23 protein-coding genes are annotated in these 23,371 nt (G+C 75.4%); 12 read left to right on the forward strand and 11 right to left on the reverse strand.

Going from position 1 to position 23,371, the window contains the following annotated elements; translation table 11 throughout:
* Positions 1-199: 199 nt before the first annotated feature.
* On the reverse strand, positions 200-2,119 hold the full coding sequence (locus ACRAKJ_RS15955) for a tachylectin-related carbohydrate-binding protein (protein WP_438923332.1): 1,920 nt from the start codon (positions 2,117-2,119) through the stop codon (positions 200-202).
* 177 nt (positions 2,120-2,296) lie between these two features.
* Positions 2,297-3,106: a YhjD/YihY/BrkB family envelope integrity protein gene (locus ACRAKJ_RS15960; RefSeq protein WP_438923331.1), complete on the reverse strand. Its 810-nt coding sequence runs from the start codon at positions 3,104-3,106 to the stop codon at positions 2,297-2,299.
* A gap of 55 nt (positions 3,107-3,161) precedes the next feature.
* Between ACRAKJ_RS15960 and ACRAKJ_RS15965 the strand changes: the two genes are divergently transcribed.
* Positions 3,162-3,839 carry a CDP-alcohol phosphatidyltransferase family protein gene (locus ACRAKJ_RS15965; RefSeq protein ID WP_438923330.1) on the forward strand — a complete coding sequence of 226 codons (678 nt, stop codon included), beginning with the start codon at positions 3,162-3,164 and terminating at the stop codon, positions 3,837-3,839.
* On the opposite strand, the gene ACRAKJ_RS15970 is transcribed toward ACRAKJ_RS15965, so the two are convergent.
* From ACRAKJ_RS15970 to ACRAKJ_RS15980, 3 genes are read right to left on the reverse strand one after another with little or no spacing between them, the layout of a single operon-like run.
* On the reverse strand, positions 3,811-5,271 hold the full coding sequence (locus ACRAKJ_RS15970; protein ID WP_438923329.1) for a phytoene desaturase family protein: 1,461 nt from the start codon (positions 5,269-5,271) through the stop codon (positions 3,811-3,813). The genes ACRAKJ_RS15965 and ACRAKJ_RS15970 overlap by 29 nt on opposite strands.
* Positions 5,271-6,389 (reverse strand): glycosyltransferase, encoded by a 1,119-nt coding sequence (locus tag ACRAKJ_RS15975; RefSeq protein ID WP_438923328.1) that lies wholly within the window; start codon positions 6,387-6,389, stop codon positions 5,271-5,273. Before ACRAKJ_RS15975 ends, ACRAKJ_RS15970 begins: the two co-directional genes overlap by 1 nt.
* Positions 6,386-7,168: a carotenoid biosynthesis protein gene (locus ACRAKJ_RS15980; RefSeq protein ID WP_438923327.1), complete on the reverse strand. Its 783-nt coding sequence runs from the start codon at positions 7,166-7,168 to the stop codon at positions 6,386-6,388. The genes ACRAKJ_RS15975 and ACRAKJ_RS15980 overlap by 4 nt, the downstream gene beginning before the upstream one ends.
* Before the next feature lie 254 nt (positions 7,169-7,422).
* Here ACRAKJ_RS15980 and ACRAKJ_RS15985 point away from each other — a divergent pair, with 254 nt between their 5' ends.
* A complete protein-coding gene (locus ACRAKJ_RS15985; protein WP_438923326.1) occupies positions 7,423-9,000 on the forward strand; it encodes an FAD-dependent oxidoreductase in 1,578 nt (525 codons plus the stop codon).
* A 39-nt stretch (positions 9,001-9,039) separates the two neighbouring features.
* Here ACRAKJ_RS15985 and ACRAKJ_RS15990 read toward each other — a convergent pair whose 3' ends face one another.
* A complete protein-coding gene (locus tag ACRAKJ_RS15990) occupies positions 9,040-10,188 on the reverse strand; it encodes a family 43 glycosylhydrolase (protein ID WP_438923325.1) in 1,149 nt (382 codons plus the stop codon).
* A gap of 249 nt (positions 10,189-10,437) precedes the next feature.
* Between ACRAKJ_RS15990 and ACRAKJ_RS15995 the strand changes: the two genes are divergently transcribed.
* From ACRAKJ_RS15995 to ACRAKJ_RS16005, 3 genes are all read left to right on the forward strand, one after another.
* Entirely contained in the window at positions 10,438-10,689 is a 252-nt protein-coding gene (locus ACRAKJ_RS15995; protein WP_438923324.1) for a type B 50S ribosomal protein L31, read from the forward strand.
* A gap of 1 nt (position 10,690) precedes the next feature.
* Positions 10,691-10,852, forward strand: a complete 162-nt coding sequence (rpmF, locus tag ACRAKJ_RS16000; protein WP_438923323.1) for a 50S ribosomal protein L32 — start codon at positions 10,691-10,693, stop codon at positions 10,850-10,852.
* 209 nt (positions 10,853-11,061) lie between these two features.
* Complete coding sequence (locus tag ACRAKJ_RS16005) at positions 11,062-12,924, forward strand: hypothetical protein (protein ID WP_438923322.1); 1,863 nt, start codon at positions 11,062-11,064, stop codon at positions 12,922-12,924.
* Positions 12,925-13,020: 96 nt separating this feature from the next.
* On the opposite strand, the gene ACRAKJ_RS16010 is transcribed toward ACRAKJ_RS16005, so the two are convergent.
* Positions 13,021-13,584 (reverse strand): TetR family transcriptional regulator, encoded by a 564-nt coding sequence (locus ACRAKJ_RS16010; RefSeq protein ID WP_438923321.1) that lies wholly within the window; start codon positions 13,582-13,584, stop codon positions 13,021-13,023.
* 86 nt (positions 13,585-13,670) lie between these two features.
* Between ACRAKJ_RS16010 and ACRAKJ_RS16015 the strand changes: the two genes are divergently transcribed.
* The gene (locus ACRAKJ_RS16015; protein ID WP_438923320.1) at positions 13,671-14,582 is read left to right on the forward strand and encodes an SDR family oxidoreductase; all 912 of its coding nucleotides are present in this window, start codon (positions 13,671-13,673) and stop codon (positions 14,580-14,582) included.
* A 103-nt stretch (positions 14,583-14,685) separates the two neighbouring features.
* On the opposite strand, the gene ACRAKJ_RS16020 is transcribed toward ACRAKJ_RS16015, so the two are convergent.
* Both ACRAKJ_RS16020 and ACRAKJ_RS16025 read right to left on the reverse strand, forming a co-directional pair.
* Positions 14,686-15,558 carry a hypothetical protein gene (locus ACRAKJ_RS16020; RefSeq protein ID WP_438923319.1) on the reverse strand — a complete coding sequence of 291 codons (873 nt, stop codon included), beginning with the start codon at positions 15,556-15,558 and terminating at the stop codon, positions 14,686-14,688.
* Positions 15,555-15,887 (reverse strand): MerR family transcriptional regulator, encoded by a 333-nt coding sequence (locus ACRAKJ_RS16025; RefSeq protein ID WP_438923318.1) that lies wholly within the window; start codon positions 15,885-15,887, stop codon positions 15,555-15,557. Before ACRAKJ_RS16025 ends, ACRAKJ_RS16020 begins: the two co-directional genes overlap by 4 nt.
* Before the next feature lie 479 nt (positions 15,888-16,366).
* Here ACRAKJ_RS16025 and ACRAKJ_RS16030 point away from each other — a divergent pair, with 479 nt between their 5' ends.
* Complete coding sequence (locus ACRAKJ_RS16030; protein ID WP_438923317.1) at positions 16,367-16,795, forward strand: DUF1232 domain-containing protein; 429 nt, start codon at positions 16,367-16,369, stop codon at positions 16,793-16,795.
* A gap of 8 nt (positions 16,796-16,803) precedes the next feature.
* Here the strand turns inward: ACRAKJ_RS16030 and ACRAKJ_RS16035 are convergent, their stop codons facing one another.
* Positions 16,804-17,973, reverse strand: a complete 1,170-nt coding sequence (locus tag ACRAKJ_RS16035; RefSeq protein WP_438923316.1) for an MFS transporter — start codon at positions 17,971-17,973, stop codon at positions 16,804-16,806.
* A 55-nt stretch (positions 17,974-18,028) separates the two neighbouring features.
* Here ACRAKJ_RS16035 and ACRAKJ_RS16040 point away from each other — a divergent pair, with 55 nt between their 5' ends.
* The 4 genes from ACRAKJ_RS16040 to ACRAKJ_RS16055 all read left to right on the forward strand — a co-directional run bounded on the left by ACRAKJ_RS16040 (position 18,029) and on the right by ACRAKJ_RS16055 (position 22,383).
* Complete coding sequence (locus tag ACRAKJ_RS16040) at positions 18,029-19,006, forward strand: substrate-binding domain-containing protein (protein WP_438923315.1); 978 nt, start codon at positions 18,029-18,031, stop codon at positions 19,004-19,006.
* A 232-nt stretch (positions 19,007-19,238) separates the two neighbouring features.
* Positions 19,239-19,730 (forward strand): hypothetical protein, encoded by a 492-nt coding sequence (locus ACRAKJ_RS16045; RefSeq protein WP_438923314.1) that lies wholly within the window; start codon positions 19,239-19,241, stop codon positions 19,728-19,730.
* 45 nt (positions 19,731-19,775) lie between these two features.
* On the forward strand, positions 19,776-20,261 hold the full coding sequence (locus tag ACRAKJ_RS16050; RefSeq protein WP_438923313.1) for a SigE family RNA polymerase sigma factor: 486 nt from the start codon (positions 19,776-19,778) through the stop codon (positions 20,259-20,261).
* A gap of 133 nt (positions 20,262-20,394) precedes the next feature.
* Positions 20,395-22,383 carry an endo-1,4-beta-xylanase gene (locus ACRAKJ_RS16055; RefSeq protein WP_447009017.1) on the forward strand — a complete coding sequence of 663 codons (1,989 nt, stop codon included), beginning with the start codon at positions 20,395-20,397 and terminating at the stop codon, positions 22,381-22,383.
* A 41-nt stretch (positions 22,384-22,424) separates the two neighbouring features.
* Here the strand turns inward: ACRAKJ_RS16055 and ACRAKJ_RS16060 are convergent, their stop codons facing one another.
* Positions 22,425-22,730 carry a GNAT family N-acetyltransferase gene (locus ACRAKJ_RS16060; RefSeq protein WP_447009018.1) on the reverse strand — a complete coding sequence of 102 codons (306 nt, stop codon included), beginning with the start codon at positions 22,728-22,730 and terminating at the stop codon, positions 22,425-22,427.
* Positions 22,731-23,057: 327 nt separating this feature from the next.
* On the opposite strand from ACRAKJ_RS16060, the gene ACRAKJ_RS16065 reads away from it, so the two are divergent.
* Positions 23,058-23,333: a GlsB/YeaQ/YmgE family stress response membrane protein gene (locus ACRAKJ_RS16065; protein ID WP_447009019.1), complete on the forward strand. Its 276-nt coding sequence runs from the start codon at positions 23,058-23,060 to the stop codon at positions 23,331-23,333.
* Positions 23,334-23,371: the final 38 nt, after the last annotated feature.

Below are 23,371 nucleotides of genomic sequence, written 5' to 3' on the forward strand. Positions count from 1 at the left end.
CCGGCCTCGACGTCACCCTGCCTCAGCTATATCGCGCTGACCAGCGCGCTTCACGGCATTCCGAGGGTGGTTCACACCAACGGCCGCCCGTTTCGGCGGTCACGCCCCACGGACGGGTGCAGCGCACCCACGGCGCGTTGAGCGGGGTGTGGCAGCGGTCGCCGGCTGACGGGTGGCCGGCGACCGCTGCCGCCACCTATCAGCCGGCGGACGTGCCGCGGAACGCGGTCGGGGCATCCCCGGTCGGGACGGCCCCGGCCGGGGCGTGGACCGTCGCGATCAGGCCCTGCGGGGTGCGCCAGGTGAAGATCGGGCTCCCGTCCGGCAGGACCGCGCCGCCGGGGTCGGTGGCCGTGTCCTCGAAGTAGCGCACCGCCCAGTCGCCGAAACCGCCCGCCGGTGCCAACTGGCCGGCCTGGTGCACGAAGCCGTCCGTGCCCCGGACCGCCAGCTCCACCAGCCCGCCGCCCCGGACGACCGCGGCGGGCGGACCGGCCGCGACGAAGTCGCCCAGCGACGCCCACGTGCCCGGGAACGCGCCCGCCACCTCGCGCTGGGTGTCGACCGTGCCGTCCGACCGCCGGACGAACACCTGGAGGTCGCCGTTGGCGTGCACCACGGCCGCGGGCGTGCCCACCGCGTCCGGGCCGACCGCCCGCCACGCCCCGAGCACCCCGCCGGTGACGGTCGCGGCGCGCACGCCGCCGTCCGGGAAGCGCGCCACGACCTCGTCCTCCGCGCCGTTCGCGACCACGGTGAACTCCGCGGTGGGGCCGGTGCCGAGGGGGAACCAGGTCGAGTGGGTCCGGCGGTGCAGGGTGCCGGCGGCGTCCACCGCGTAGGCGGTCAGCGAGCCGTCCGGCTGCCGGACCAGGACCGGGTCGCTCACCATCCAGCCGCCCTGGTCGACCAGGGGCGTCGTCGACCACGCGCCGGCCCCGGTCTTGCCCCGGTAGGACGCGTCGTCCGAGCTGTTGGCCAGCACCTCGAACCTGCCGTCGGAGCGCACGCCCGCGCCCGGCCGGCCGGTGAAGCCGTGGTGCTCCGGGAACGTGTGGTAGTCGATGATCACGAAGTCGCCCGCGTTGCGCTGCCGCGCGGCGGTCAGGCCGCCCGCCGCGTTGACGTAGAAGTACGACAGGTGCCCGTCGGGGCCGACGACCGGCGTGATCGGCGCTTCCCGGCGGACCGGCACGGACGGGCGGGTCGGCGTCGGCAGGCCGGTGAGCCGGCAGCTGTCCGCGTTGGCCGTCACGTCCAGCTCGCCGTAGAACCCGGTGCCCACCTTGGTGCCGACGTTGACGGCCCAGTGGTCGCCCTCCTCGTACCAGCGGTACCACATCAGCTCGCCGCCGTTGTTCGCGCGCGAGGCGTAGAGGACGTCACCGCCGGGGGAGAAGATCCGGTTGTAGACCCCCCAGGCCCGGCCGACCTGCTGGGCGTGCTTGACGAACCGGTTGGACGCGGCGTGCCACCGGTACCGGAAGAGCAGGCCGTCGGGCTTGCGGGCGTACAGCACGCCGTCACCGGCGGCCACCACGAGGTCGTACTGGCCCCAGCCGGTGTCGATGACCTTGCCGTTCCGGGTGTCGGGCGTCCAGTCGCCGGTGGCGTCGTCGCCCTGCCAGATCCGCACCTTCAGCGACCCGTCGGCGGCGATCTCGTACAGCCTGCCCTTCTCGTCGACGGTCACCTTGTTGCGGTGCTCGGCCTGGGAGTAGCGGCTCCAGCCGGTGCCCACCACGCGGTTGGCCGTGCCGTTGAACATCTCCCAGGCCGTGCCGGTCCAGTGGTAGCGGCGCAGGTCGCCGGTGGCGTTGTCCACCATCAGGTACACCACGCCGCCGGGGCCGGCCACGGTGCGCCCGATGTGCCAGCCGCGCCCGACCGCGTTCACCTTCGCGCCCCAGCTGGTGACGCCGGTCTCGGGTTCGTTGTGCGCGTAGTGCCACAGGTCGCCGTTCGGCTGCACGCCGACGACCAGCGCGGCCGAATGGCAGGTGAGCGTCGCCGCGGCCGACGCCGGGTGCGTGGGCACGGCCGCCAACGATGTGGCGAGCAGCGCGGACAGGGCCAGGCCGAGGCCGTTCCTGGGCAGGGTCGAACCGCTTCTCCGCATGACTGCTTCCCCCCGGTGCGAGTGATCGTCCTGTTGCGGAAAGTACCTGCCGCGCAGGGGGGTCGGAGGGCTTTTGCGACGGGCTCCGGCTCGACACCCCGGTCGTGCTGAACTTCCCGTACTCCCCGCCGCTGCCCCCGGCAACACCTGCACCTTCCAGTACTGACCCGCCCGCTCTCAGCGCGCGCGGTGGACGGCGTGCGCGCTGAGCAGCACCCGGTAGGCGAGCAGCAGGATGATGTGCAGCAGGTACAGCCACAGCCCCAGGGCGCCCACCGCGCCCACCGCGCGCAGGCCCGCGAAGGGGAACGCCCAGTCGACCGGGATGGCCAGGAACAGCAGGAAGCCGTGCAGGAAACCGGTCAGCACCGCACCCGTGCAGAAGCCGCCCACGACGGCGAACGCGCGCGGCAGCAGGTTCGGGCCGGTCGCCAGGAACACCAGGCACAGCGCCACCGACAGCACGACCCAGTCGACGTGGAACGACACCGCGACGCCCCGCACCGCCGACCACCCGCCCGCCAGGTAGTCGGGCGCGACCGACGGCGCGACCGCCAGCGGGGCGGCCAGCAGCAGCGGCGCGACGACGAGCACCGGCAGGAAGCCGATCCGGCCCAGCCAGCCGGTCTTCGCGCCGGACGGCTCGCCCGCGATCTGGAGCAGGCCGCGGCGCAGCCCCTCGCCGTAGAGGCTCGCGGGCAGCAGGGTCGACAGCAGCACGGGCCAGGACGCGCCCAGGGCGGCGTCGGTCAGCGCGCGCAGCGCGGGCCCGGGGTCCTGCGCGTCCGGCAGGGCGTCACCCAGCAGCCGCGCGCCGTCGGTGACCAGGTCGGGTCCGAACAGGACGGCCGCGCCGCGCAGCGCCAGCAGCAGCACCGGCACCACGGCCAGCGCGGCGAAGAAGGAGATCCCGGCCGCCCACAGCGCGAGGTCGCGCCCCCGCAGCGCGGTCAGCGCGTGGCGCAGCACCGCACGGGCTGTTCGCATGGCCGCGTGTACCCCGTGACCGGCGCGCGCACACCGCCCGCCATACGGTGGTGCGGTGGACGAGGTGCGTGGTTGGTCACGGTTGCACGGGCACGACGTGTCCGGCAACAGGTTGGCGGTGGGCTGGATCAGGATCGTCCACCTGCTGGCGCGGCGGGTGCACCGGGTGTCGCCGGACGCGCTGTCGGCCGCGGGCGTGGTGGCGGCGGTGGCGGCGGTGGGCGTGGCGGCGGCGGGCGGCCGGTGGGCGCTGCTCGCGTGCGCGCTGGTGGTGCTGTCGGGCCTGCTCGACGGGGTGGACGGCGCGGTGGCCCTGCGCACGGGCCGGGCGCGGCCCCTCGGCGCGGTGGTGGACGCGGTGGCCGACCGGGTCGCCGACGTGTGCCTGGTGGTGCTGCTGGTCGTGCTGGGCGGCCCGGGGTGGCTCGCGGCGGCGGTGGGCGCGTCGGTGTTCCTGCACGAGTACGCCCGCGCCCGTGCCCAGGGCGTCGGGATGACCGGCGCGGGCGCCGTCACGGTGGCCGAACGCCCGACGCGGGTGGTCGTCGCGGCGGTGGCCTGCCTGGGCGCGGGGGTGTGGCCCGGCGGCACGCCGTGGGTCGGCTGGTCCTGGGGCGCGGTGTGCCTGGCGCTGTGGGCGGCGGTGGCCGCGGTCGGCGGGGCGCACCTGGTGGTCGCGCTGCGGCGCGGCCTGCGCGGCCGGGTCATGCCGGACCTATCAGCTCCGCGGTGATCCTGGCGGACATCGCCACCAGCGGCAGCCCGCCGCCGGGGTGGGCGGAGCCGCCGACCAGGTAGAGGCCCGGCACGGGGCTGCGGTTGGCCGGGCGCAGCAGCGCGGCGCGCGCGCCGTTGGAGGACGAGCCGTACAGCGCGCCGCCGACCGAGCCGGTGTCGCGCTCCCAGTCGGCCGGGGTGCGCACCTCGCGCCACAGCAGGCGGTCGCGCACGTCGTGGCCGCGTTCGGCGAGCACGTCCAGCACGCGGTCGGCGTAGCGGTCGGCCAGACCCGGCTCGGTCCAGTCCACCTGGCCCTGGCGCGGCGCGTTGACCAGGACGAACCACGCCTCGTGGCCGGCGGGAGCGACGGCCGGGTCGTCCGGGGCGCACACGTACACCGTCGGGTCGGGCACCGGGCGCGGGTCGCGGCCGAACAGGGCGTCGAACTCGGCGTCGTAGTCGGCCGGGAACAGCACGCGGTGGTGGTACGGGCGCGGCGAGCGGCCCCGCAGGGCCAGCAGCAGGACGAAACCCGACAGGGACGGCACCGCGCGGGCCAGCGCGCGGCGCGGGGCGCGGGCGCGGCGGTCGGTGAGCAGCTCCTCGTAGAGGTGGCGGGCGTCGGCGTCGGACACGACCAGGTCGGCGGGCACGGTCGTGCCGTCCGCCAGGACCACCCCGCCGCCCGCCGGGCGGACCTGCGTGACGCGGGCGCCGAACGCGAAGTCCACGCCGAGCTTCCCGCAGTGCTCGAACAGCGCGTCGCCGAGCCGGCGCAGGCCGCCGCGCACGTACCAGCCGCCGTGCCGCTGCTCGACGTACGGGACCACGGTCATCAGGCCGGGCAGGCGGCGCGGGTCCGAGCCGCTGTAGGTGGCGTAGCGGTCGAGCAGCATCCGCGCCCGCGGGTCGGACAGCCGCCGGCCCGCGGTGCGCAGCGTCCGCCACGGCGCCAGCGCCCACAGGTCGCGCACGCTCGCCGAGCGCCGCACCAGGTCGCCCACCCCGTTCAGCGGGCGTTGCAGCACCGACTCGCCCACCAGGTCCCACAGGCGGGCGGCGTCGGCCATCAGCTCCGCCCACTCCCGCCCGGTGCCGCCGCCCAGCGCCTCCTCCAGCGCCCCGGGCACCGCCGCCGCGTCGTGCGGCACGTCCACCTCGGACCCGTCGGCGAAGCGGTAGTGGCAGGTGGGGTGCACCGGCACCACGTCCACCGCGTCGTCGAGGTCGCCCCCGGTCTCGGCGAACAGGTCGCGGTAGACCTGCGGCAGGGTCAGCAGCGACGGGCCGGTGTCGAAGGTGAACCCGTCGCGGCGCAGCTCGCCGAGCTTGCCGCCGTGCGTGCCGGACTGCTCCAGCACGGTCACGTCGTGCCCGGTGGCGGCCAGCCGCGCGGCGGCGGCCAACCCGCCCATCCCCGCGCCGACCACGACGACGCGCGCCATCAGCGGCTCCCGTGCAGCGGTCGGTTCTTCCAGGTCAGCGTGCCCGCGCGGCGCGCACGCCAGGACCGCGCCAGCAGCCGCAGCAGCGCGCCCACCGACACCGGGTGGGCCAGCGCGTCCGGCCACGCCCGGCCGCCGGTGCGCCGGGCCGCCACGACCCGGCCAGCCACGGCCGCGGCGTACCCCAGCAGGCCCACCCGCGAACCGGCCAGCGCGGCCACCGGCGGCAGCACGAACAACCAGCCCAGCAGGGCGGCGAGCAGCACCGCGGCGGCGGGGGTGCCGGTGGCCGCCCACAGCGACTTCTCGTACCCGGCGGCCACCTCCGACCAGCCCCGGTACATCCGGCACTCGGCCACCGCGCTCCCGTCGGCCACCGCGCCGCGCCCGCCCGACCGCTTCACCGCCCGCATGAGCGCGATGTCGTCCAGCACGGCGTCGGCGACGGCCTCGAACCCGCCGCAGCGCCGCAGCGCCCCGGCGTCGACCACGAAGAACTGGCCGTTCGCCGCGCACAGCGACTCGCGCGGCGACCGCTCCGCCAGCCGCAGCGGCAGGAACACCAGCCACGACCACTGGAGCAGCGGCTGCACCAGGCGGGTCGCCGCGTCGTCGGCCAACTGGCGGGGGAACGGCGACACGGCGTCCAACCCCGCCGACCGCAGCAGGCCCACGGCGGCGGCCACGGCGTGCGGGGCGAGCACCACGTCGGCGTCCACGAGCACCAGCACCCGCCCGCGCGCCTCGGCGGCGAGCCGCGCGCACGCGGCCGGCTTGCCGGGCAGGCCGTCCGGGGGAGGGGAGCCGGTGATCAGCCGCACCCCGGGGTCGCCCGCCGCGACCGCGCGCACCACGTCGGCGGTCCCGTCGGTCGAGCCGTCGTCGCAGACCAGGACCTCCAGGTCCGGCACACCCCGCTGGGCCAGCAGCGACCGCAGCGCCGGCGCGATGCGGTGGGCCTCGTCGCGGGCCGGCACCAGCACCGACACCGGCTCCGCGCACGGCGGCGGGTCGGCGGGCGGCGTGCGGACCAGGCGCGCGTTGACCAGGGCGTGCGCGGTGCCCAGCGCGGCCGCCACCGACCCGCTCGCGACCAGCGCCCCCAGCACCCGCCTCACCGGTGGGCCCGCCACAGCGCGACGGCGAACGGCACCGCGACCAGCCCCATCAGCAGCCCGCCGACCAGCGACGAGCCGGGCCGGTCGAAGAACGCCGCGTGCGCCCACACCGACGACCCGAAGGTCCACAGGTAGAGCACGGGCGCGGGACCGCGGCGCAGGTCCACGCCGGTGTCGCCGAGCAGGGCGTGCAGCGCGCCGGTGATCAGCACGGCCACCAGCAGCCACCCCGCGAAGTTCGTCAGCGGCACGCCCGCCACGCCGGGCAGCGCGGGCGTCGGGTCCGCCCACGTCCAGTGGCCCGCGTCGACCATCTGCGGGTCCAGGAACACGTCCCACGACGCCAGCGCCCACCCGGCGACCGGCACCACCGCCCACCCGCGCCCGAGCACGCGCCCGACCAGCACCGCGGGCCAGGCCATCATGATCCACGCCAGGGGCACGAGCAGCGGGACGCCCAGCACCTGCACGCCCAGCGACCCGGTGTAGGCGTACTCGCCGAACGGGAACCCGGTGCGCACCCCCACCGCCTCGGCGAGCAGCCCGCCGCCCCCGGCCACCGCGATCAGCACCCCGGCGGCGCGCGGACCGAGCCGCGAGGCCGCGTCGAGCACCGAGGCCAGGCAGAACAGCACGACCGAGAGCACCGTGGTGGTCAGGCGGTCGGCGGGGTCGGTCATCGAGTAGACGATCTGGGCGAGCACGACGCCGCCACCGAGCAACCAGGCGGCGACCGCGGGCGCGTGGACGGGAACGCGGGGGGCCGCACGCGTCGACATGCGGAAAACCCTAACGGCGCTCACCCGATCGGGCTGGATGAGCGATCGGCGACCCGGGCGCGGTGAGCGCGATCACCTCGCCGGGCGTGACGCACGGCCGACACCCGTTCGCGCTCGCCCCGCCGCTCGGCCGCCCGTCGGGACCGACACCCGTTCCTGCCCGCCGCCCGTCGGGACCGACACCCGTTCGCGCTCGCCCCGCCCGCCCGCCGCCCATCAGGCGGAGGAGCGCGGGCGGTGCCAGGATCGCCTGCATGAGCGCGTTCCCCGGCCCGCCCCTGTTCCTGCTCACCGGCCGGGAGGCCCCGCCGACCGCCCGCGACCGCCGCGCGCACCTGCTGCCCGGCCGACCCGGTCGGGCGCGGGCGGGGGGCGGGCACGTGCCGCGCGTCGCCGTCGTCGGCGGCGGCATCGCCGGGGTGGCGGCGGCGGTGGCGTTGGCCGAGCGCGGCGTGCGGGTGGTGCTGCACGAGCGGCACGACGGGCTCGGCGGCCGGGTGCGGGGGTGGACGACCCCCACCGGCGAGGCGATGACGCGCGGCTTCCACGCGTTCTTCCGGCAGTACTACAACCTGCGCGCGCTGCTGCGCCGCGTCGACCCCGACCTGTCCCGGCTGCGCCCGGTGGCCGACTACCCGCTGCTGCACGCCAACGGCACGCGCGAGAGCTTCGCCCGGCTGCCGCTGACACCGCCGTGGAACGTGGCCGGGTTCGTGCTGCGCAGCGAGACGTTCAGCCTGCGCGACCTGGCGCGGATGGACACCCGGGCCGCCACGGCGCTGTTCGACGTGTCGCTGCCGCGCACCTACGCCGAGCTGGACCACGTGGACGCCGACGCGTTCCTGCGCGGCATCCGGTTCCCCGACGCGGCCCGGCACCTGGCGTTCGAGGTGTTCTCCCGCAGCTTCTTCGCCCACCCGTCGGCGCTGTCGGCCGCCGAGCTGGTCGCCATGTTCCACATCTACTTCCTCGGCTCCAGCGAGGGCCTGCTGTTCGACGTGCCGCGCGACGACTACCCGACCGCGATCTGGGAGCCGATGCGCGACCACCTGGCCTCCCTGGGCGCGGAGGTGCGCACCGGCAGCGCCGTGGACCGGGTGGACCGCCGCGCCGACGGCTACCGGGTGTCGGCCGGCGGGCGCGCGGAGGACGTGGACGCCCTCGTGCTCGCCACCGACGTCACCGGCCTGCGCGCGCTGGTGGCCGCCTCGCCGGACCTGGGCACCGAGGCGTGGCGGGCGCGGGTGGCCGACCTGCGCACCACCCCGCCGTTCCTGGTGAGCAGGCTGTGGCTGGACCGGCCCGCGCGACCGGACCGCGCCCCGTTCCTCGGCACCAGCGGCTTCGGGCGGCTGGACAACGTCAGCGTGCTCGACCACTTCGAGGACGGCGCCCGCGCCTACCGCGACCGCACCGGCGGCTCGGTGGTGGAGCTGCACGCCTACGCCCTGGACGAGGGCTGCGACCAGGACGAGGTCGTGGCCACGCTGGTCCGCGAGATGGAGGCGGTCTACCCGGAGCTGACCGGGGCGCGCGCCCGGCAGGAGGAGCACGTCCTCGCCGCCGACTGCCCGCTGTTCGCGCCCGGCTCGTTCACCGCCCGCCCCACCGTGACGACCCCCGACCCGACGTTGGTCGTGGCCGGCGACCTGGCCCGCGTCGACCTGCCGGTCGCCCTGATGGAACGCGCCGCCACCACCGGGTTCCTCGCCGCCAACGCCCTGCTCGGGCGCTGGGACCTGCGCGGCCACGACCTGTGGACGGTGCCCAACCGGGGCCGGTCCGCCCTGCTGCGCCGCGCCGCCCACCGGGCCCGCGCCGCCGCCGGGTGAGGCCGGCGCGGACCCGGTGGGCGTGCTGAACCGGGGAGGTCACTCGAAGAACTTCAGGCCCCACCCCGTGTCCGAGGTCGCGCCGGGCACGTTGGCGCGGCGGTAGGTCGTGTTGCCCCACCACGCGAACGTGCCGGTGTACCAGTGGCGGTTGGCCCACGTGTACGGCGTGCCCTTCGGCACCGCGTGGTACACCATCGGGAACCTCGGCCCGGCCGGCGGACTGGTCGCGATGTCCCCGTCGAGCAGCACGAACGTGTGGTGGCCGGGACCGTTGGCGTAGAGCGTCGGGTCCCAGCCGGACATCATGGTGGCGCGGTTGGAGCCGAAGAGGCAGCCGTTGGACTTGTACCAGTCCCACACGTGCGTGGGGTCGCCGCCGGCGCGCAGGCGCAGGTCCGCCAGGCAGTACTGCTCGCTCCAGCTGCCGTTGGCCGAGTAGACGACGTGCAGCTGGCCGTTGGGGTCCTTGACGACCTCGGGCGCTTCGTTGATGAACGGGTTGCCGACGACCCGCTCCCACGGTTCGCGGGGCTGCGAGATGACGTACCGGGCCCCGGTCGCGGTGAACGGGTCGGACATGCGGGCGATGTAGAGGTTCTGCTCGACGTTGGTGGTGCCCGCCCACCCGGACCAGACGAACCAGCGCTGGCCGTTGAAGACGAACATCGTGCCGTCGATGGCCCACCGGTCGTCGGGCAGGGCGACCTTGCGCTCCGCCGAGTAGCCGCTGTCGGGCGAGGTCGAGCTGATCGCGTACATGCGGTGCGCCGCGTCGTCGCCCGCCGAGAAGTGGATGTAGTACCGGCCGCCGTCGCGGACGATCTCCGGCGCCCAGACCGACCCCATGCCCCGGGTGTCCGTCCACACCTGGCGGGCGGGCGCGCCGGCCAGGCCGTCCGGCGACGACGCCTGGCGGACCTGGATGCCGTTCCCGGCCGCCTGCACCGAGATGTAGGTGCCGCCGACGCGGATCACGCTCGGGTCGGCGGCGCGCAGGCCGGTCTGCCCCAGCGCTCCGGGCGCGCCCGGCGGTTCGGCCCCCGCCGGTTCCCCGCCCGCGGCCCCCGCCGCCTGGCCGAGCACGAGGAGCGCGGCGAGCGCCGCCCCCGTGACCGCCGCGAGGCGGGGGAACCTCCTCGGTGTTCCGGTCGGTGGTGTGCCGCTGCCGCGGGTGAGGTGGCGCATGGGGACTCCTTCGGACGCAGGGACCGCACTTCACGGCCGTGCGACCTCCGGCGGCTGAGGGCACGACGGTTCGTCTGGCGCGCCGAACATAACACCGCTCAACGCAATCGCTCAACAACGCTCAGCAACACAACGAGAACACCGGAAGGGCGTCCGGAGTAGACGGAAGGCCGAGCCCGCTTCGCAATGACAATCGTTTCCGTTAGTCTGGTGCGGCCGAGCCGACCGGCTCGACGGGACGGAGGAGACGTGAAGCAGGGCATCCACCCGGACTACCACCCGGTGGTCTTCCAGGACCAGTCGACGGGCAAGGCGTTCCTGACCAGGTCCACGGCCACGTCGTCCAGGACCGTCGAGTGGGAGGACGGCAACACCTACCCGCTGATCACGGTCGACGTCACGTCGGACTCCCACCCGTTCTGGACGGGCAACCAGCGGGTCGTGGACACCGCCGGCCGGGTGGAGAAGTTCAACCGCCGCTACGGGAAGAGGGACCGCTGACATGGCCGTGCCGAAGCGGAAGACGTCGCGCAGCAACACCCGCCACCGCCGCTCGCAGTGGAAGGCCGAGGTCCCCGACCTGGTCCCGGTCACCACGCTCGACGGGCGCAGGCTCACCGTGCCCCGGCGGCTGGTGGCCGCCTACCGGCGGGGCCTGCTCTGACCCCGCGCCCCGGTCGGTCCGCCACCACCGCGCGGACCGACCGGGGGCAGGCCGGGCGCGGCCGGTGAAACCCGGGTCGGACAGGCATGGATTTCGGGCGGTCGGCGGAGTAGAAATAGCCAACCCCTCCGTCGCCGCTTGATCACCACCGGGCCGGTGAGAGCGCTCTCTCGACTCGGTGGTCGGGCGGTCCTACCCTCAGCAGAGGCATGTCAATGACGATCATGCGCCACTCCAGGCGTGGTCCGGGCAGGGCGTTCGCGCTCGGCCTCGCCCTCGCCACGGCCGCTGTGACGATCGCACCCGCCGCGTCCGCCGACCCGCCCCGGCGCGGCACGCAGGACCTCGGCGCGAACGTCACGGTGTTCGACCCGAGCATGCCGGTCGCCGAGATCCAGGCGAAGCTCGACGCCACGCACGCCGCCCAGGTCGACAACGAGATGGGCACCCAGCGGTACGCCTACCTGTTCAAGCCCGGCCAGTACGGCACCGCCGAGCAGCCGCTCCAGATCAAGGTCGGCTACTACACCGAGATCGCGGGCCTCGGCGCCTCGCCCACCGACGTCGTCATCAACGGCAAGGTCGAGGTCTACAACCGCTGCCTGGCCGACAACGGCACGGGCAACTGCATCGCCCTCGTCAACTTCTGGCGCACGCTGTCCAACCTGACGGTCAACGTCAACGCGGCCGGCCAGGACGGCTGCCGCTCCACGACGAACTTCTGGGCCGTGTCGCAGGCCGTGTCGGTGCGCCGGCTCAACGTCACCAACGGCTCGCTGTCCCTGATGGACTACTGCACCGCGGGCCCGCAGTACGCCAGCGGCGGGTTCATCGCCGACTCGCGGCTGCCCGCCGTCACCAACGGCTCGCAGCAGCAGTGGTTGACCCGCGACAGCGAGGTCGCCGGCTGGTCCAACGGCGTGTGGAACCAGGTGTTCTCCGGCGTCGTGGGCGCCCCGGACGACGCCGCGTTCCCGAACCCGCCCTACACCACGCTCGACACCACCCCGGTGAGCCGCGAAAAGCCTTACCTGTTCGTGGACGCCAAGGGCAAGTACAACGTCCGCGTCCCCGCGGCGCGCAAGAACACCAGCGGCGTCTCGTGGGCCAACGGCACCACGCCCGGCCGCACGATCCCGCTGAGCGACTTCTATGTGGCCAAGCCGGGCGACTCGGTGCGCGAGATCAACACCGCGCTCCTGCTCGGCAAGCACCTGCTGCTGACCCCCGGCGTCTACGACGTCGCGCGCAGCATCGAGGTCCGGCGCCCCGACACCGTCGTCCTCGGCATCGGGCACGCCACGCTCACCGCCGTGAACGGCGCGGTCCCGCTGGACGTCGCGGGCGTGCCGGGCGTCGTCGTCGCCGGTGTCACGGTCGATGCCGGGACGGAGCTGTCCCCGGTCCTGCTGCGGGTCGGCAAGCGGCACGGCCTCAACTGGAGTTCACCGAACAACCCGACCACGCTGTCCGACGTGTACTTCCGCGTCGGCGGGCCGCACGTCGGCCGGACCGACACCGCGCTGGAGGTCAACAGCGACCACGTGCTCATCGACCACACCTGGGTGTGGCGCGCGGACCACGGCGTCGAGGGCTTCACCGACACGCAGCGCTGGAACACCAACACCGGCCGCACGGGCGTCGTGGTCAACGGCGACGACGTGACCGCGACCGGCCTGTTCGTCGAGCACTTCCAGCGGCACAACACCGTCTGGAACGGCGAGCGCGGCACCGTCGTGCTCTACCAGAACGAGCTGCCCTACGACCCGCCGACGCAGGCCGACTGGATGAAGGGCGACGTCGAGGGCTGGGCCGGCTACAAGGTCGGCGACCGCGTGCGCACGCACACCCTGCACGGCGGCGGCGTCTACGTGTTCAACCAGAACAACCCGTCCATCCACACCGAGAACGGTTTCGAGGTGCCGGAGCGGCCGGGCGTGAAGCTGCACCACATCATGACCGTCAACCTCGCCGCGGGCACGATCGACCACGTCGTCAACGGCGTGGGCGAGGCGGCCGACACCACGAAGATCGGCGTCCCGGTCTACGTCGCGGAGTACCCGCTGCCGTAGTCGCACGCCCCCGCGCGGGCGGTGCCCGACCCACCCGGTCGGGCACCGCCCGCGTTCGCGTGGACGGGGTCGTCCGGCGCGTCACCGGCCGCGCGGTCAGCGCGCGGTCAGGGCGTCGAGGCGGTCGGCGGTGTCCCGGACCAGGAGCACCAGGTCCTGCTCGTTGCCGGGGGCGACCCAGCGGTCGAAGGCGACGCGGAACACGGCGATGCCCGTTTCGGCGACCAGGTCCGCGGTGACGGGGTCGAGGCCGCGTTCGCGCAGCGCGCCGGCCAGCGCGCCGGCCAGCGAGGCCAGCTTGATCAGCTCGCGTTCGCGCAGCTCGGCGTTCGCGGTGATGACGGCGTGGCGTCGGCGGGCGTGCTCGTGGCGTTCCCGGAGCACGGCGCAGGCCGCTTCCAGCGCCTTGGTCACCGCCTCCACCGGGGGCGTCGCCCCGGGGGTGTCGGCGATGGCGGCCACCAGGGCGTCCCGCAGCGCCGTGCTGCCGGCGAACAGCACCTCGCGCTTGTCGGCGAAGTGCCGGAAGAACGTCCGCTCGGTCAGGCCGGCCCGCTTGGCGATCTCGGCCACGGTGGTCTGCTCGTACCCGTGCTCGCCGTAGAGGTCCAGGGCGGCCTGTTCGAGTCGGCCCCGCGCGTTCGGCTCCCAGCGGCCCATGCGCCGATCCTAACTGATGACAGCGACTGTCATCGCAGTGCTACGGTGATGACAGCAACTGACATCACGGTTCCCGGAGGATCACCATGCGCGTGTTCGTCACCGGTGCGAGCGGCTGGATCGGCTCCGCCGTCGTCCCCGAGCTGATCGACGCCGGTCACGAGGTCGTCGGGCTCGCCCGCTCGGACTCGTCGGCGGCGGCGCTGACCGCGGCCGGCGCGGAGGTGCGCCGCGGCTCGCTGGAGGACCTCGACAGCCTGCGCGCCGGCGCGGCCGAGTCGGACGGCGTCGTCCACCTGGCCTTCATCCACGACTTCTCGGCCTACGAGGAGTCCGGTCGCGTCGACCTGCGCGCCATCGAGGCGTTCGGCGCGGAGCTGGCGGGCAGCGACCGACCGCTGGTCATCGCCTCCGGCCTGATCGGCCTCGCGACCGGCCGCGTCGGGACCGAGCACGACCGGCCGGCCGAGGACGGACCGGGCGCGGTGCGGGCCGTCAGCGCGCGTGCGGCGCTCGCCCTCGCCGAACGCGGGGTGCGGTCGTCGGTGGTGCGCCTCGCCCCGACCGTCCACGGCGACGGCGACCCCGGCTTCCTCGCCGCGCTGATCGGCACCGCCCGCGACCGGGGCGCGTCCGGTTACGTCGGCGACGGCGCGAACCGCTGGCCCGCCGTGCACCGGTTCGACGCGGCCCGCCTGTTCCGCCTCGCGCTGGAGTCGGCCCCGGCCGGGTCCGTGCTGCACGGCGCGGCCGAGGAGGGCGTGCCGGTCCGCGAGATCGCCGAGGTGATCGGTCGGCACCTGGACCTGCCGGTCGTGCCGGTCGCCCCGGAGCGGGCCGCCGAGCACTTCGGGTGGCTGGGCGCGTTCCTCGCCGCCGACGCACCGGCGGCGAGCGAGCTGACCCGCGAGCTGGTCGGCTGGCGGCCCACGCGGCCGTCGCTCCTGGACGACCTCGACCAGGGGCACTACTTCCGGCCGCGCGGACCGGCCGCCTGACCTGCGGCTGCCCGGCCTGCGGCTGTCCGACCTGAGGTGGCCTGACCGTCGGTGCTCGTGCCGGCACGAGCACCGGCGGCGGCGGTGCCGGCACGGCCGCGCATCAGGCCGGGACCAGCGCCGGTCCGGAAGCCTGTTCGGGGATGCGCGGGGGTTGCGGCCCGGCCGGTTCCAGGAGGGCGTCGGCGTCGGCGAGGAGCCGCTGGGCCTCGCGCAGGCCGTCGGCGATGCGGGCCCGCCGGTCGCGCAGCTCGTCCACCCGCCGCCGGGCCTCGGTGACGACGCGGTCGGCGTGCTCGGTCGCCTCGCGGACGATCCGCTCGGCCCGCTCGCGGGCGGCGGCCTCCTGGGCGGCCAGCGCCGCCGCGGCCTCGGCCCGGCGGGCGCGCATCGCGGTCTCGAAGTCCTCCTGCACCCTGGCGCGCAGCGCCTCCGCCCGCTCGTCGAGCGAACGGCGGCGGCGTTCGGCCTCGCGGGTCGTCGCGGCGATCCGCTCGTGCGCCTGGCGCATCACGGCCTCGTGCTCGGCCTCCAGCTCGCGGCGGCGCGCGTCGAGGTCCGCGACCAGGCGCTCCGAGCGCTCGCGCAGCCTCGCGGCGGCCCGTTCGGCGGTCGCCCAGTGCTGCTCGGCGGTGGCCCGCGCGCGCTCGGTGATCTCGGCGGCCTCCTCGTGCGCCAGGTCGACCAGGCGCCGCAGGCGTTCGGTGAGCGCGGCCGGGTCGACCGGCGTGCGGCACAGGCGGTCCAGGCGCTCGCGCAGCGCGTGCGCCTCCGACCTGGCGCGCTCCAGCTCGCGGGCCAGGTCGTCGGCCCGGGCCGCCGCCGCGTCGCGGTCCACCGCGAGCAACCGCAGGTCGGCCTCCACCCCCTCCACGTAGTGCCGCACCTGCCCCGGGTCGTACCCCCGCCACACCACGTCGAAGTCGGTCCGCAGCGGGACCAGTTCCGGTTCCGGGCGGGTGTCCACCGCCGTCACGACAACTCCCCTCCGGTCTCGTGCGCGGTCCGCAACCGGCCGCGCAGGTCGGCGATCTCGGCACGCGCGGCGGTCAGCGCGTCCTCCAGGTCGAGGATGCGCGTGGTCGCCGCGAGCGAGTGGCCCTCGTCGAACAGCGCCCGCACCCGCACCACCAGTTCCAGCTGGCGGCGGCTGTAGCGCCGGTGCCCGCCACCGGAGCGCACCGGCCGCACCAGCTCGGCGGTGTCCAGGCTGCGCAGGAACGCCTGCCGCACGCCGAGCAGCCCCGCGGCTTGCCCGATCGTGTAAGTCGGGAAGTCCAGGTCGTCCAGTTCGCGCAGCGCCACGGCGGGCCCTTCATCGGGTGCTTGACAGAACCTCCAGTCGTGCCTATAAGAAATATACATCGGTCAACAACCCTGGTGGACGTGGCCCGGAGTGATCGACGTGAACGGAACCGCAGTGCGCGCAACGGCTTTCGCCGACCTGGTCCTCAGCGACCCGGACTGGCTCGACGCCGAGTTCGCCGCCATCGTGGACGCCGCGTTCGGCGCCACCCCGGAGCCGCCGTTCACCCGACGAGGCCCGTCCGGGAGCCCCGGCGCCCCGGACCCGCCCGCACCACCGCGCCTGCGCCCCCTCCCGGTGCCGCACCGGGTCCACCCGCACCAGCGCTCGCCCCCGGCCCCGCCGCGACACCCCTCCGGTCGATGCGCGGGGGGCGTCCGGTCCCGGTCCGGGCGACCCCTCGTCGGCCGAGGCGCGGCAACCCCCGCTCGCGCGGCCGGGTGGCACACTGCCCCCGCGTCGGGCGGAGGGAGCAGCGGTGACGGGTTCGGTCTGGTGGGACGTCGTGGTCGGCGTCGGGGTGAGTGCGGTCGTGGTGTGGTTGGCCCTGGTCGTGGTGCTCGTGGTGGTGCGCCCGAGGGGCGCGCTGCTGCGCGAGGCGCTGCGGCTGCTGCCCGACCTGCTGCGGCTGGTGCGGCGGCTCGCGGCCGACCGGACCCTGCCGCGCGGGGTGCGGGTGCGGGTGGCGCTGCTGCTGGTCTACCTGGCGTCGCCGATCGACCTCGTGCCGGACTTCATCCCCGTCCTCGGGTACGCCGACGACGCGATCGTCGTCGCCGCGGTGCTGCGCGGTGTCGTGCGCCGGGCCGGGCCGGACGTCGTGCGCGGGCACTGGCCCGGCACCGACGACGGCTTCGCCGCGCTGGCCCGCCTCACCGGTCTCGACCGGGGGACCGAGCCGTCCTGAGCGGACGGTCAACGCGGCCGGCGCAGGACCGGCACCAGGGCCAGGGCGGGCACGAGCAGGAGGGGCACCACCAGCAGCGCGCGCAGGACGCCGACGTGCTGCCCGAGCAGGCCGACCACCGGCGGGCCGGCGAGGAACGCGGTGTAGCCGATGAGCGCCACCACGCTCACCCGGGCCGCGGCCCGCTCCGGGTCGTCGGCGGCGGCGCTCAGGCCGACCGGGAAGCCCAGGGACGTGCCCAGGCCCCACAGCGCCACGCCGAGCACGGCCGGGACCGGTGAACCGCCCAGCACCGCGAGGGCGGCGCCCGCCGCGGCGCACGACATCGTGCCCAGCAGCACCGGCACGCGCCCCCAGCGGTCCAGCGCGGCGGGACCGAGGAGGCGGCCCAGGGTCATCGCCGTCACGAACACGCCGAACACCACCGCGCCCACCGCCGGGGTGACCGCGTGGCCGTCGACGAACGCCACCGCGAGCCAGTCGTTCGCGGTGCCCTCGGTGAACGCGAGCACCAGCACCAGCAGGCCGATCAGCAGGGTGCGCGGGTCCCGCCAGGCGGCCAGGACACCGCTGCCGCCGCGCCGCGCGTCGCCGCCGTAGCGGAAGGAGCGCGCGGCCACGACCGTGCCGGCCAGGGTCGCGACGGCCGCGCCCACGAGGTGCGCGGTCACCGGCAGCGCGACCGACGCGGCGAGCGCGGCGGTGCCGGCGGCGGCGATCGTGCCCAGGCTCCACGCGCCGTGGAAGCGGGGCACCACCGTGCGCCCGAGCACCCGTTCGACGGCCACCGCCTCCACGTTCATCGCCACGTTGCACACGCCCGAGCCGTAGCCCAGCGCGAACAGCCCCGCGGCCGTGGCCGCCGCCGACGGCCACGTGCCGACCGCGACCCCGATCAGCACCAGCGCCGCCGCCAGCACCGCCGTCGACCAGCGCACCGCGCGCCGCACCCCGAGGCGGTGGGCGACCGCGCCGGCGGTGAGCATCGCGGACACCGACCCGGCGGACATCGCCAGCAGCAGGAACCCCAGCCCGCGCGCGTCCAGGCCCAGCGCGTCGCGCGCGGCGGGCACCCGGGCGAACCACGTGGCCAGGGCGAACCCGTTGAGGCCGAAGACGGCGGTGACGGCGGTGGTGGCGGTGCGGGCCTGCCGCACGTCGACCGTGGAGGTGCTCACCCCGTGACCCCACGCCTGCAAGCGCTTCCACCGCAAGGGCCGGCAGACTGGGCGCGTGGTGGGGAAGGCGCGGCTGGAGGACGTGGCACGGCTCGCCGGCGTGTCCGCGGCCACCGCGTCACGGGTGCTCAGCGGACGGGGCCCGGCCTCGGAGGCGGCGCGGCGCGGGGTCGCGGAGGCCGCGCGCGAACTCGGCTACGTGCCCGACGCGGCGGCGCGCGCCCTGGCCACCGGGGGCGGCACGCGCATCGCGGTGGCCGTCGGCGGGCAGGACGCGCGCGTGCTGCACGACCCGTACGCGGCCAGGGTGCTCGCCGCCGTCGCCGGGGTCGCCGCCGCCCGCGAGGTCGGGGTGTCGCTGCACTGGGCGCCGCTGCGCGACCCGGGCGCGGTGGCGCGGCTGGCCGAGCGGCGGGGCGTCGGCGGGGTCGTCCTGGTCAACCCCACGGAGGCCGCGCTGGCGGCGCTGCCGAGGTCGGCGCGCGGGCGGGTCGCGGCCATCGGCGTCGGTTCGCGGGACGTGCCGGCGTTCGACGTCGACAACGGCGCGGGCGCCACCCGCGTGGTCGAGCACCTGGTGACCGGCGGCCGGCGGCGGGTGGCGATGGTGACGGGCCCGGCGTGGCTGCCCTGCACGCGCCGCGCCCTCGACGCCTACCGCCGCGCGGTGGGGGAGGCGGGCCTGCCGGTCCGCGCCGTGCCGGGCGACTTCACGGCCGCGCGCGGCGAGGCGGCGGCGGGGGAGGTGCTGGCCCGCTGGCCGGACACCGACGCGGTGTTCGCGCTGGGCGACCTGACCGCCCTGGGCGCGCTGGGCGCGCTGCGCCGCGCGGGCGTGGACGTGCCGGGGGACGTGGCGGTCGCCGGGTTCGACGACATCGCGTTCGCCGCCCTGAGCCGCCCCGGGCTGACCACGGCCACCAACCCGGTCGAGGAGGTCGCGGCCGGCGCGGCGACGGCGGTCCTGGACCGGCGCGCACCCCGCCCGCTCACCCTCCACCCCTCGACCCTGGTGGTCCGGGACAGCGCCTGAGCGCACGGGGCGGCCCGGGACGACGCCGCCCGGACGAGGGCACCCCTCCGTCTACTGTGGACTAAACCGGTTGCGCGGACCGGTGCTCGGCGCGGTGGGCGGCCCGTTGACCCGGTCCAGCGGTCCGTCGGCGCCCCGGGGTGATCACCCGGGCCGATCACCTCTGCCGAACTTCCGGTGCCTCCGGGACTTCCGCCGCCCCCCGGCCGCGCGGCGGCTATAGCGTTCGGTCATGGAGTCCGCCGTCCAGTTCATGACCGCCTCGTCCGCCTCCCCGCGCCCGCCCGTGCCCCCCTCGGCGGAGCGGGGTCGCCCGTCGTGCCACTGGTGCGGGTTGAGGACCGACTGGGGGTGGCCCGCCGGGCACCCGGCCGCGCCCGCGATGACCGGGGACGTCCTCGCCCACCGGTTCTGCGCCGACCCGGCCAACCGCAGGTTCGACGCGGACGCGCCCGGCGACCCGGTCGTCGTGCGGCGCGCCCGCCTGGCGTTCGCCCTGCGGGGGGCGGGGCCGCGCGGGTGGCGGTGGTTCGAGCTGGGCAGCGACGAGCAGCGCACGACGGTCGCGCACCTGCGCTCGATGCTCCGGCTGGGTGCGCCCGTCACGGCCGCCGACGTGGTGACCGCGGCCACCGGGCCGCTGACCCGCCGGCTGTACCGGGAGCGGGTGCGCCGATGGGCGCGCCTCCCGCTGCCGAGCGCCCCCGCCCGCGGAGCGCTGTGACGAGGACCACGGGGACGCGGGGGGCGCCTCCCGTCAACCAGGTGCGTGACGGACGGTGAGTTCGAGGAGTACGCCCGCGCGGACGGCCCGCTGCTGCGGCGCGGCGCGTACCGGTTGTGCGGGGACCGGCACCGCGCGGACGACCTGGCGCAGACCGCGCTGCTGAAGGTGCACCACGTGCGGTCGAGGTTGGGGCCGGACGTGCGGGTGCACGCCTACGCCCGCAGGGTGCTGCTGCACGTGGTGGTCGACGAGGCGCGCCGCGCCGGGCGGCGGCGGGAGACCGCCGTGGCCGAGGTGCCCGCGGTCGCCGACCGGTCCCCGGACACCGACGCGGTCCTGGACGTCCGCGCCGCCCTCGTCCGCCTGCCGCCCCGGCAGCGGGCCGTCGTCGTGCTGCGCTACTGCCACGACCTCAGCCTCGCCGACACGGCACGTGCCCTCGGCTGCACCGAGGGCACGGTCAAGAGCCAGGCGGCGAAGGGGCTGGCCGCGTTGCGGGCCCTGCTGTCGCCGTCGCCCGCCGCCTGAGCGGCGCCCGTCGAACGCGCCGTTCGACTGTTTGGGCTGAACGGCGGCCGGCCGAGGTGCGGGTGGGGTTCCTATAGTCCGGGCAGTCGGTCTGGGAGCGCTCCCAGACCTGGTGACGGAAGAGGGACCCTCGATGAGGAGAGTTCTCGCCGGACTGCTCGCGACCGCCTCGCTGGCGGGCGGGCTCGTGGCGGTGGCGCACGCGGGTGCCGAGACGGCGCCCCGACCCGTGGTCTCGCGGCAGGCGGACGACCCGGTGGTCGTCGTCTCCAGCACCTTCGAGGACGGCACCGCGCAGGGCTGGGCCCCGCGCGGGGGCGAGGCGCTGGCGGTGAGCACGGCCGTCGCGCACGGCGGCACGCGGAGCCTCGCCGTCACCGGGCGCACCCAGAACTGGGAGGGGCCCGTGCGCGACCTGCTCGACGTCGTGGACAAGGGCACCCGCTACGACCTGTCGGTGTGGGTGCGGCTGGCGGCCGGTGAGGCGGCCACCGGGGCGCGCCTGTCCGTCGAGCGCCGCACCGGCGGCACCCCGTCCTACGACCAGGTCGTGGGCACGACGGACGTCACCGCCGACGGCTGGGTCAACCTGAAGGGCTCCTACACGCTCGCGGCCGACGTCGAGTTCCTCGTCGCGTACGTCGAGACGACCAGCGCCGCGGCGGCGTTCCACGTCGACGACTTCGCGCTGTCCCACACGCCGCTGCCGCCGGTCCAGACCGACATCCCGGCGGTGAAGGACGTGCTGGCCGACCACTTCGCGGTGGGCGCGGCCGTCGAGCCCGCGCAGCTGCTGGGCAACCACGGTCAGCTGCTGGCCAGGCACTTCAACTCCATCACCCCCGGCAACCAGCTCAAGTGGGACGCCACCGAGCCCACCGAGGGCGCCTTCCGCTTCGCCGACGCCGACGCGCTCGTGACCTGGGCGAAGGCCAACGGCGCGGCCGTGCGCGGGCACACGCTCGTGTGGCACCAGCAGACCCCGGCGTGGGTGTTCGAGGACGCGTCCGGCGCGGAGATGACCGCCACCCCGGAGAACAAGGCACTGCTGCTCGCCCGGCTGGAGGCGCACGTCCGGGGCGTGGTGACCCACTTCGGCGACGACGTCCCGGTCTGGGACGTGGTGAACGAGGTCGTCGACGAGAACCAGGCCGACGGCCTGCGCCGCAGCCGCTGGTTCGAGATCACCGGGCTGGACTACGTCCGCACCGCGTTCCGGGTGGCCCGCGAGGTCGCGCCCACCGCGCGGCTGGTGATCAACGACTACAACACCACCGTGCCGGCCAAGCGGGACAAGCTGCACGCCCTGGTCGCGCAGCTGCGGGCGGAGGGCGTGCCGGTCGACGCGGTCGGCCACCAGATGCACGTCAACGTGCAGTGGCCCTCGGTCGCCGAGACCGAGGAGGCGATCGCGAAGTTCGCCCTGCTCGGCGTGGACCAGCAGATCACCGAGATGGACATCTCGATCTACACCGACAACGGCCAGTCCTACCCGACGCCGCCCGCCGACGTCCTGCGCGCCCAGGCGTACCGCTACCGCGACCTGTTCGAGGTCTACCAGCGGCACTCGGCGTCCATCAGCTCGGTCACCCTGTGGGGCCTGGCGGACGACAACACGTGGCTCGACGCGTTCCCGGTGACCCGCAAGGACCACCCGCTGCTGTTCGACACCCGGTTGCAGGCCAAGGACGCCTACTGGGGCGTGGTGGACCCGAGCCGCATCGGCGGAGGCACCACGACCACCACGACCACGACCACGACCACGACCACGACGACGACGACGACGACCGACGTGCCGCCCCCGCCCGTGTGCGTGATCAACTACGACCTGGTCGGCCAGTGGCAGGGCGGCTTCCAGGGCTCGGTGCGCATCGTCAACCGGGGCGCGCCCACCACGTCGTGGACGCTGGCCTGGTCGTTCCCGGACGGCCAGCGCATCACCCAGCTGTGGGGCGGCAAGCACACCCAGGACGGCGCGAACGTCACCGTGCGCAACGAGTCGTGGAACGGCGCGCTCCCGTCCGGCGGCTCGACCACCCTGGGCTTCCTCGGCTCGTGGACCGGCCGCAACGCCAGGCCCGCGACGTTCAGCCTCAACGGGGTGGTCTGCCAACCCGCGTAGGTCGGTGCGCCGCGCCCCGAGGGGCGCGGCGCACCCCCTCGTCAGTCGACGGCGGTGGTCCGCGGCGCGCTGTAGACGACGTCCGCGTACTCCCGGTGCCGCTGGATCCACCCCGAGATGAACGGGCACAGCGGGAGCACCCGCAGCTCCCACGCCCGGGCCTGGTCCAGCCCCGCCCGCGCCAGCGCGCTGCCCACGCCGCGCCCCTCGAACGCGGGGTCCACCTCCGTGTGCGTGAACACGATCAGCTCGGGCGTGCGGATGTAGACCGCCTTCCCGGCGACCACCCCGTCCACCACGGCGGCGAAGTGCTTCTCGTCGGGCACGTCGTGCACCTCGATGGTCATGCGGGTCCTCTCCTGGTCCGGTGGCCGCAACCCTACAAAGCGGCTCCCGGCCGCCACCACGACCCCTCCGCCGGTCGAACCCCGAATACCTTGCCCCAGCCGGGGAACAACCCCTCCGAACGGCGCTCCACAGAGGACCGGACGGCCGATCGCGGGCTGATCGGGCGAATCGGTCACGCCGTCCCGGCAAACGCGTCGTCGCCGAATCGTGAACCCGGAACGTTCACAGCGCGTGACAGGTGTGGCCGCGATCAAGATCGGGCATCCACCCCTCGACTGGAGCCGGCGGCGACGCGCCGGCCGGCGGAAGGGAAGGAAGAGGTTTCCATGGGCATTCTGGGCTGGATCGTGCTGGGTCTCATCGCGGGGGCCATCGCCAAGGCGGTCATGCCGGGTCGTGACCCGGGCGGCATCGTCATCACGATGGTCATCGGCGTGGTGGGGGCCATCATCGGCGGGTTCGTCGGCCAGGCGATCTTCGGTACCGGGCTCGGCAGCTTCTTCGACCTGAGCACCTGGCTGCTGGCGATCCTGGGCGCGCTGATCGTCCTGGGCATCTACCACGTGGTCACGAGCCGCGGCCACCGCCGCGCTCACCACTGACCGTCCCGATCGGACACCGAAGTGCGGCGCCCCGTCAC

The sequence above is a fragment of the Saccharothrix sp. DSM 118769 genome (assembly GCF_052936295.1).

Excerpts from the sequence above, each read along its gene's own strand:
- ACRAKJ_RS15955 (WP_438923332.1), bottom strand. The coding sequence starts at position 2,119 with ATGCGGAGAAGCGGTTCGACCCTGCCCAGGAACGGCCTCGGCCTGGCC.
- ACRAKJ_RS15960 (WP_438923331.1), bottom strand. The coding sequence starts at position 3,106 with ATGCGAACAGCCCGTGCGGTGCTGCGCCACGCGCTGACCGCGCTGCGG.
- ACRAKJ_RS15970 (WP_438923329.1), bottom strand. The coding sequence starts at position 5,271 with ATGGCGCGCGTCGTCGTGGTCGGCGCGGGGATGGGCGGGTTGGCCGCC.
- ACRAKJ_RS15980 (WP_438923327.1), bottom strand. The coding sequence starts at position 7,168 with ATGTCGACGCGTGCGGCCCCCCGCGTTCCCGTCCACGCGCCCGCGGTC.
- ACRAKJ_RS15985 (WP_438923326.1), top strand. The coding sequence starts at position 7,423 with ATGAGCGCGTTCCCCGGCCCGCCCCTGTTCCTGCTCACCGGCCGGGAG.
- ACRAKJ_RS15990 (WP_438923325.1), bottom strand. The coding sequence starts at position 10,188 with ATGCGCCACCTCACCCGCGGCAGCGGCACACCACCGACCGGAACACCG.
- rpmF (WP_438923323.1), top strand. The coding sequence starts at position 10,691 with ATGGCCGTGCCGAAGCGGAAGACGTCGCGCAGCAACACCCGCCACCGC.
- ACRAKJ_RS16005 (WP_438923322.1), top strand. The coding sequence starts at position 11,062 with ATGTCAATGACGATCATGCGCCACTCCAGGCGTGGTCCGGGCAGGGCG.
- ACRAKJ_RS16010 (WP_438923321.1), bottom strand. The coding sequence starts at position 13,584 with ATGGGCCGCTGGGAGCCGAACGCGCGGGGCCGACTCGAACAGGCCGCC.
- ACRAKJ_RS16015 (WP_438923320.1), top strand. The coding sequence starts at position 13,671 with ATGCGCGTGTTCGTCACCGGTGCGAGCGGCTGGATCGGCTCCGCCGTC.
- ACRAKJ_RS16045 (WP_438923314.1), top strand. The coding sequence starts at position 19,239 with ATGGAGTCCGCCGTCCAGTTCATGACCGCCTCGTCCGCCTCCCCGCGC.
- ACRAKJ_RS16055 (WP_447009017.1), top strand. The coding sequence starts at position 20,395 with ATGAGGAGAGTTCTCGCCGGACTGCTCGCGACCGCCTCGCTGGCGGGC.
- ACRAKJ_RS16060 (WP_447009018.1), bottom strand. The coding sequence starts at position 22,730 with ATGACCATCGAGGTGCACGACGTGCCCGACGAGAAGCACTTCGCCGCC.
- ACRAKJ_RS16065 (WP_447009019.1), top strand. The coding sequence starts at position 23,058 with ATGGGCATTCTGGGCTGGATCGTGCTGGGTCTCATCGCGGGGGCCATC.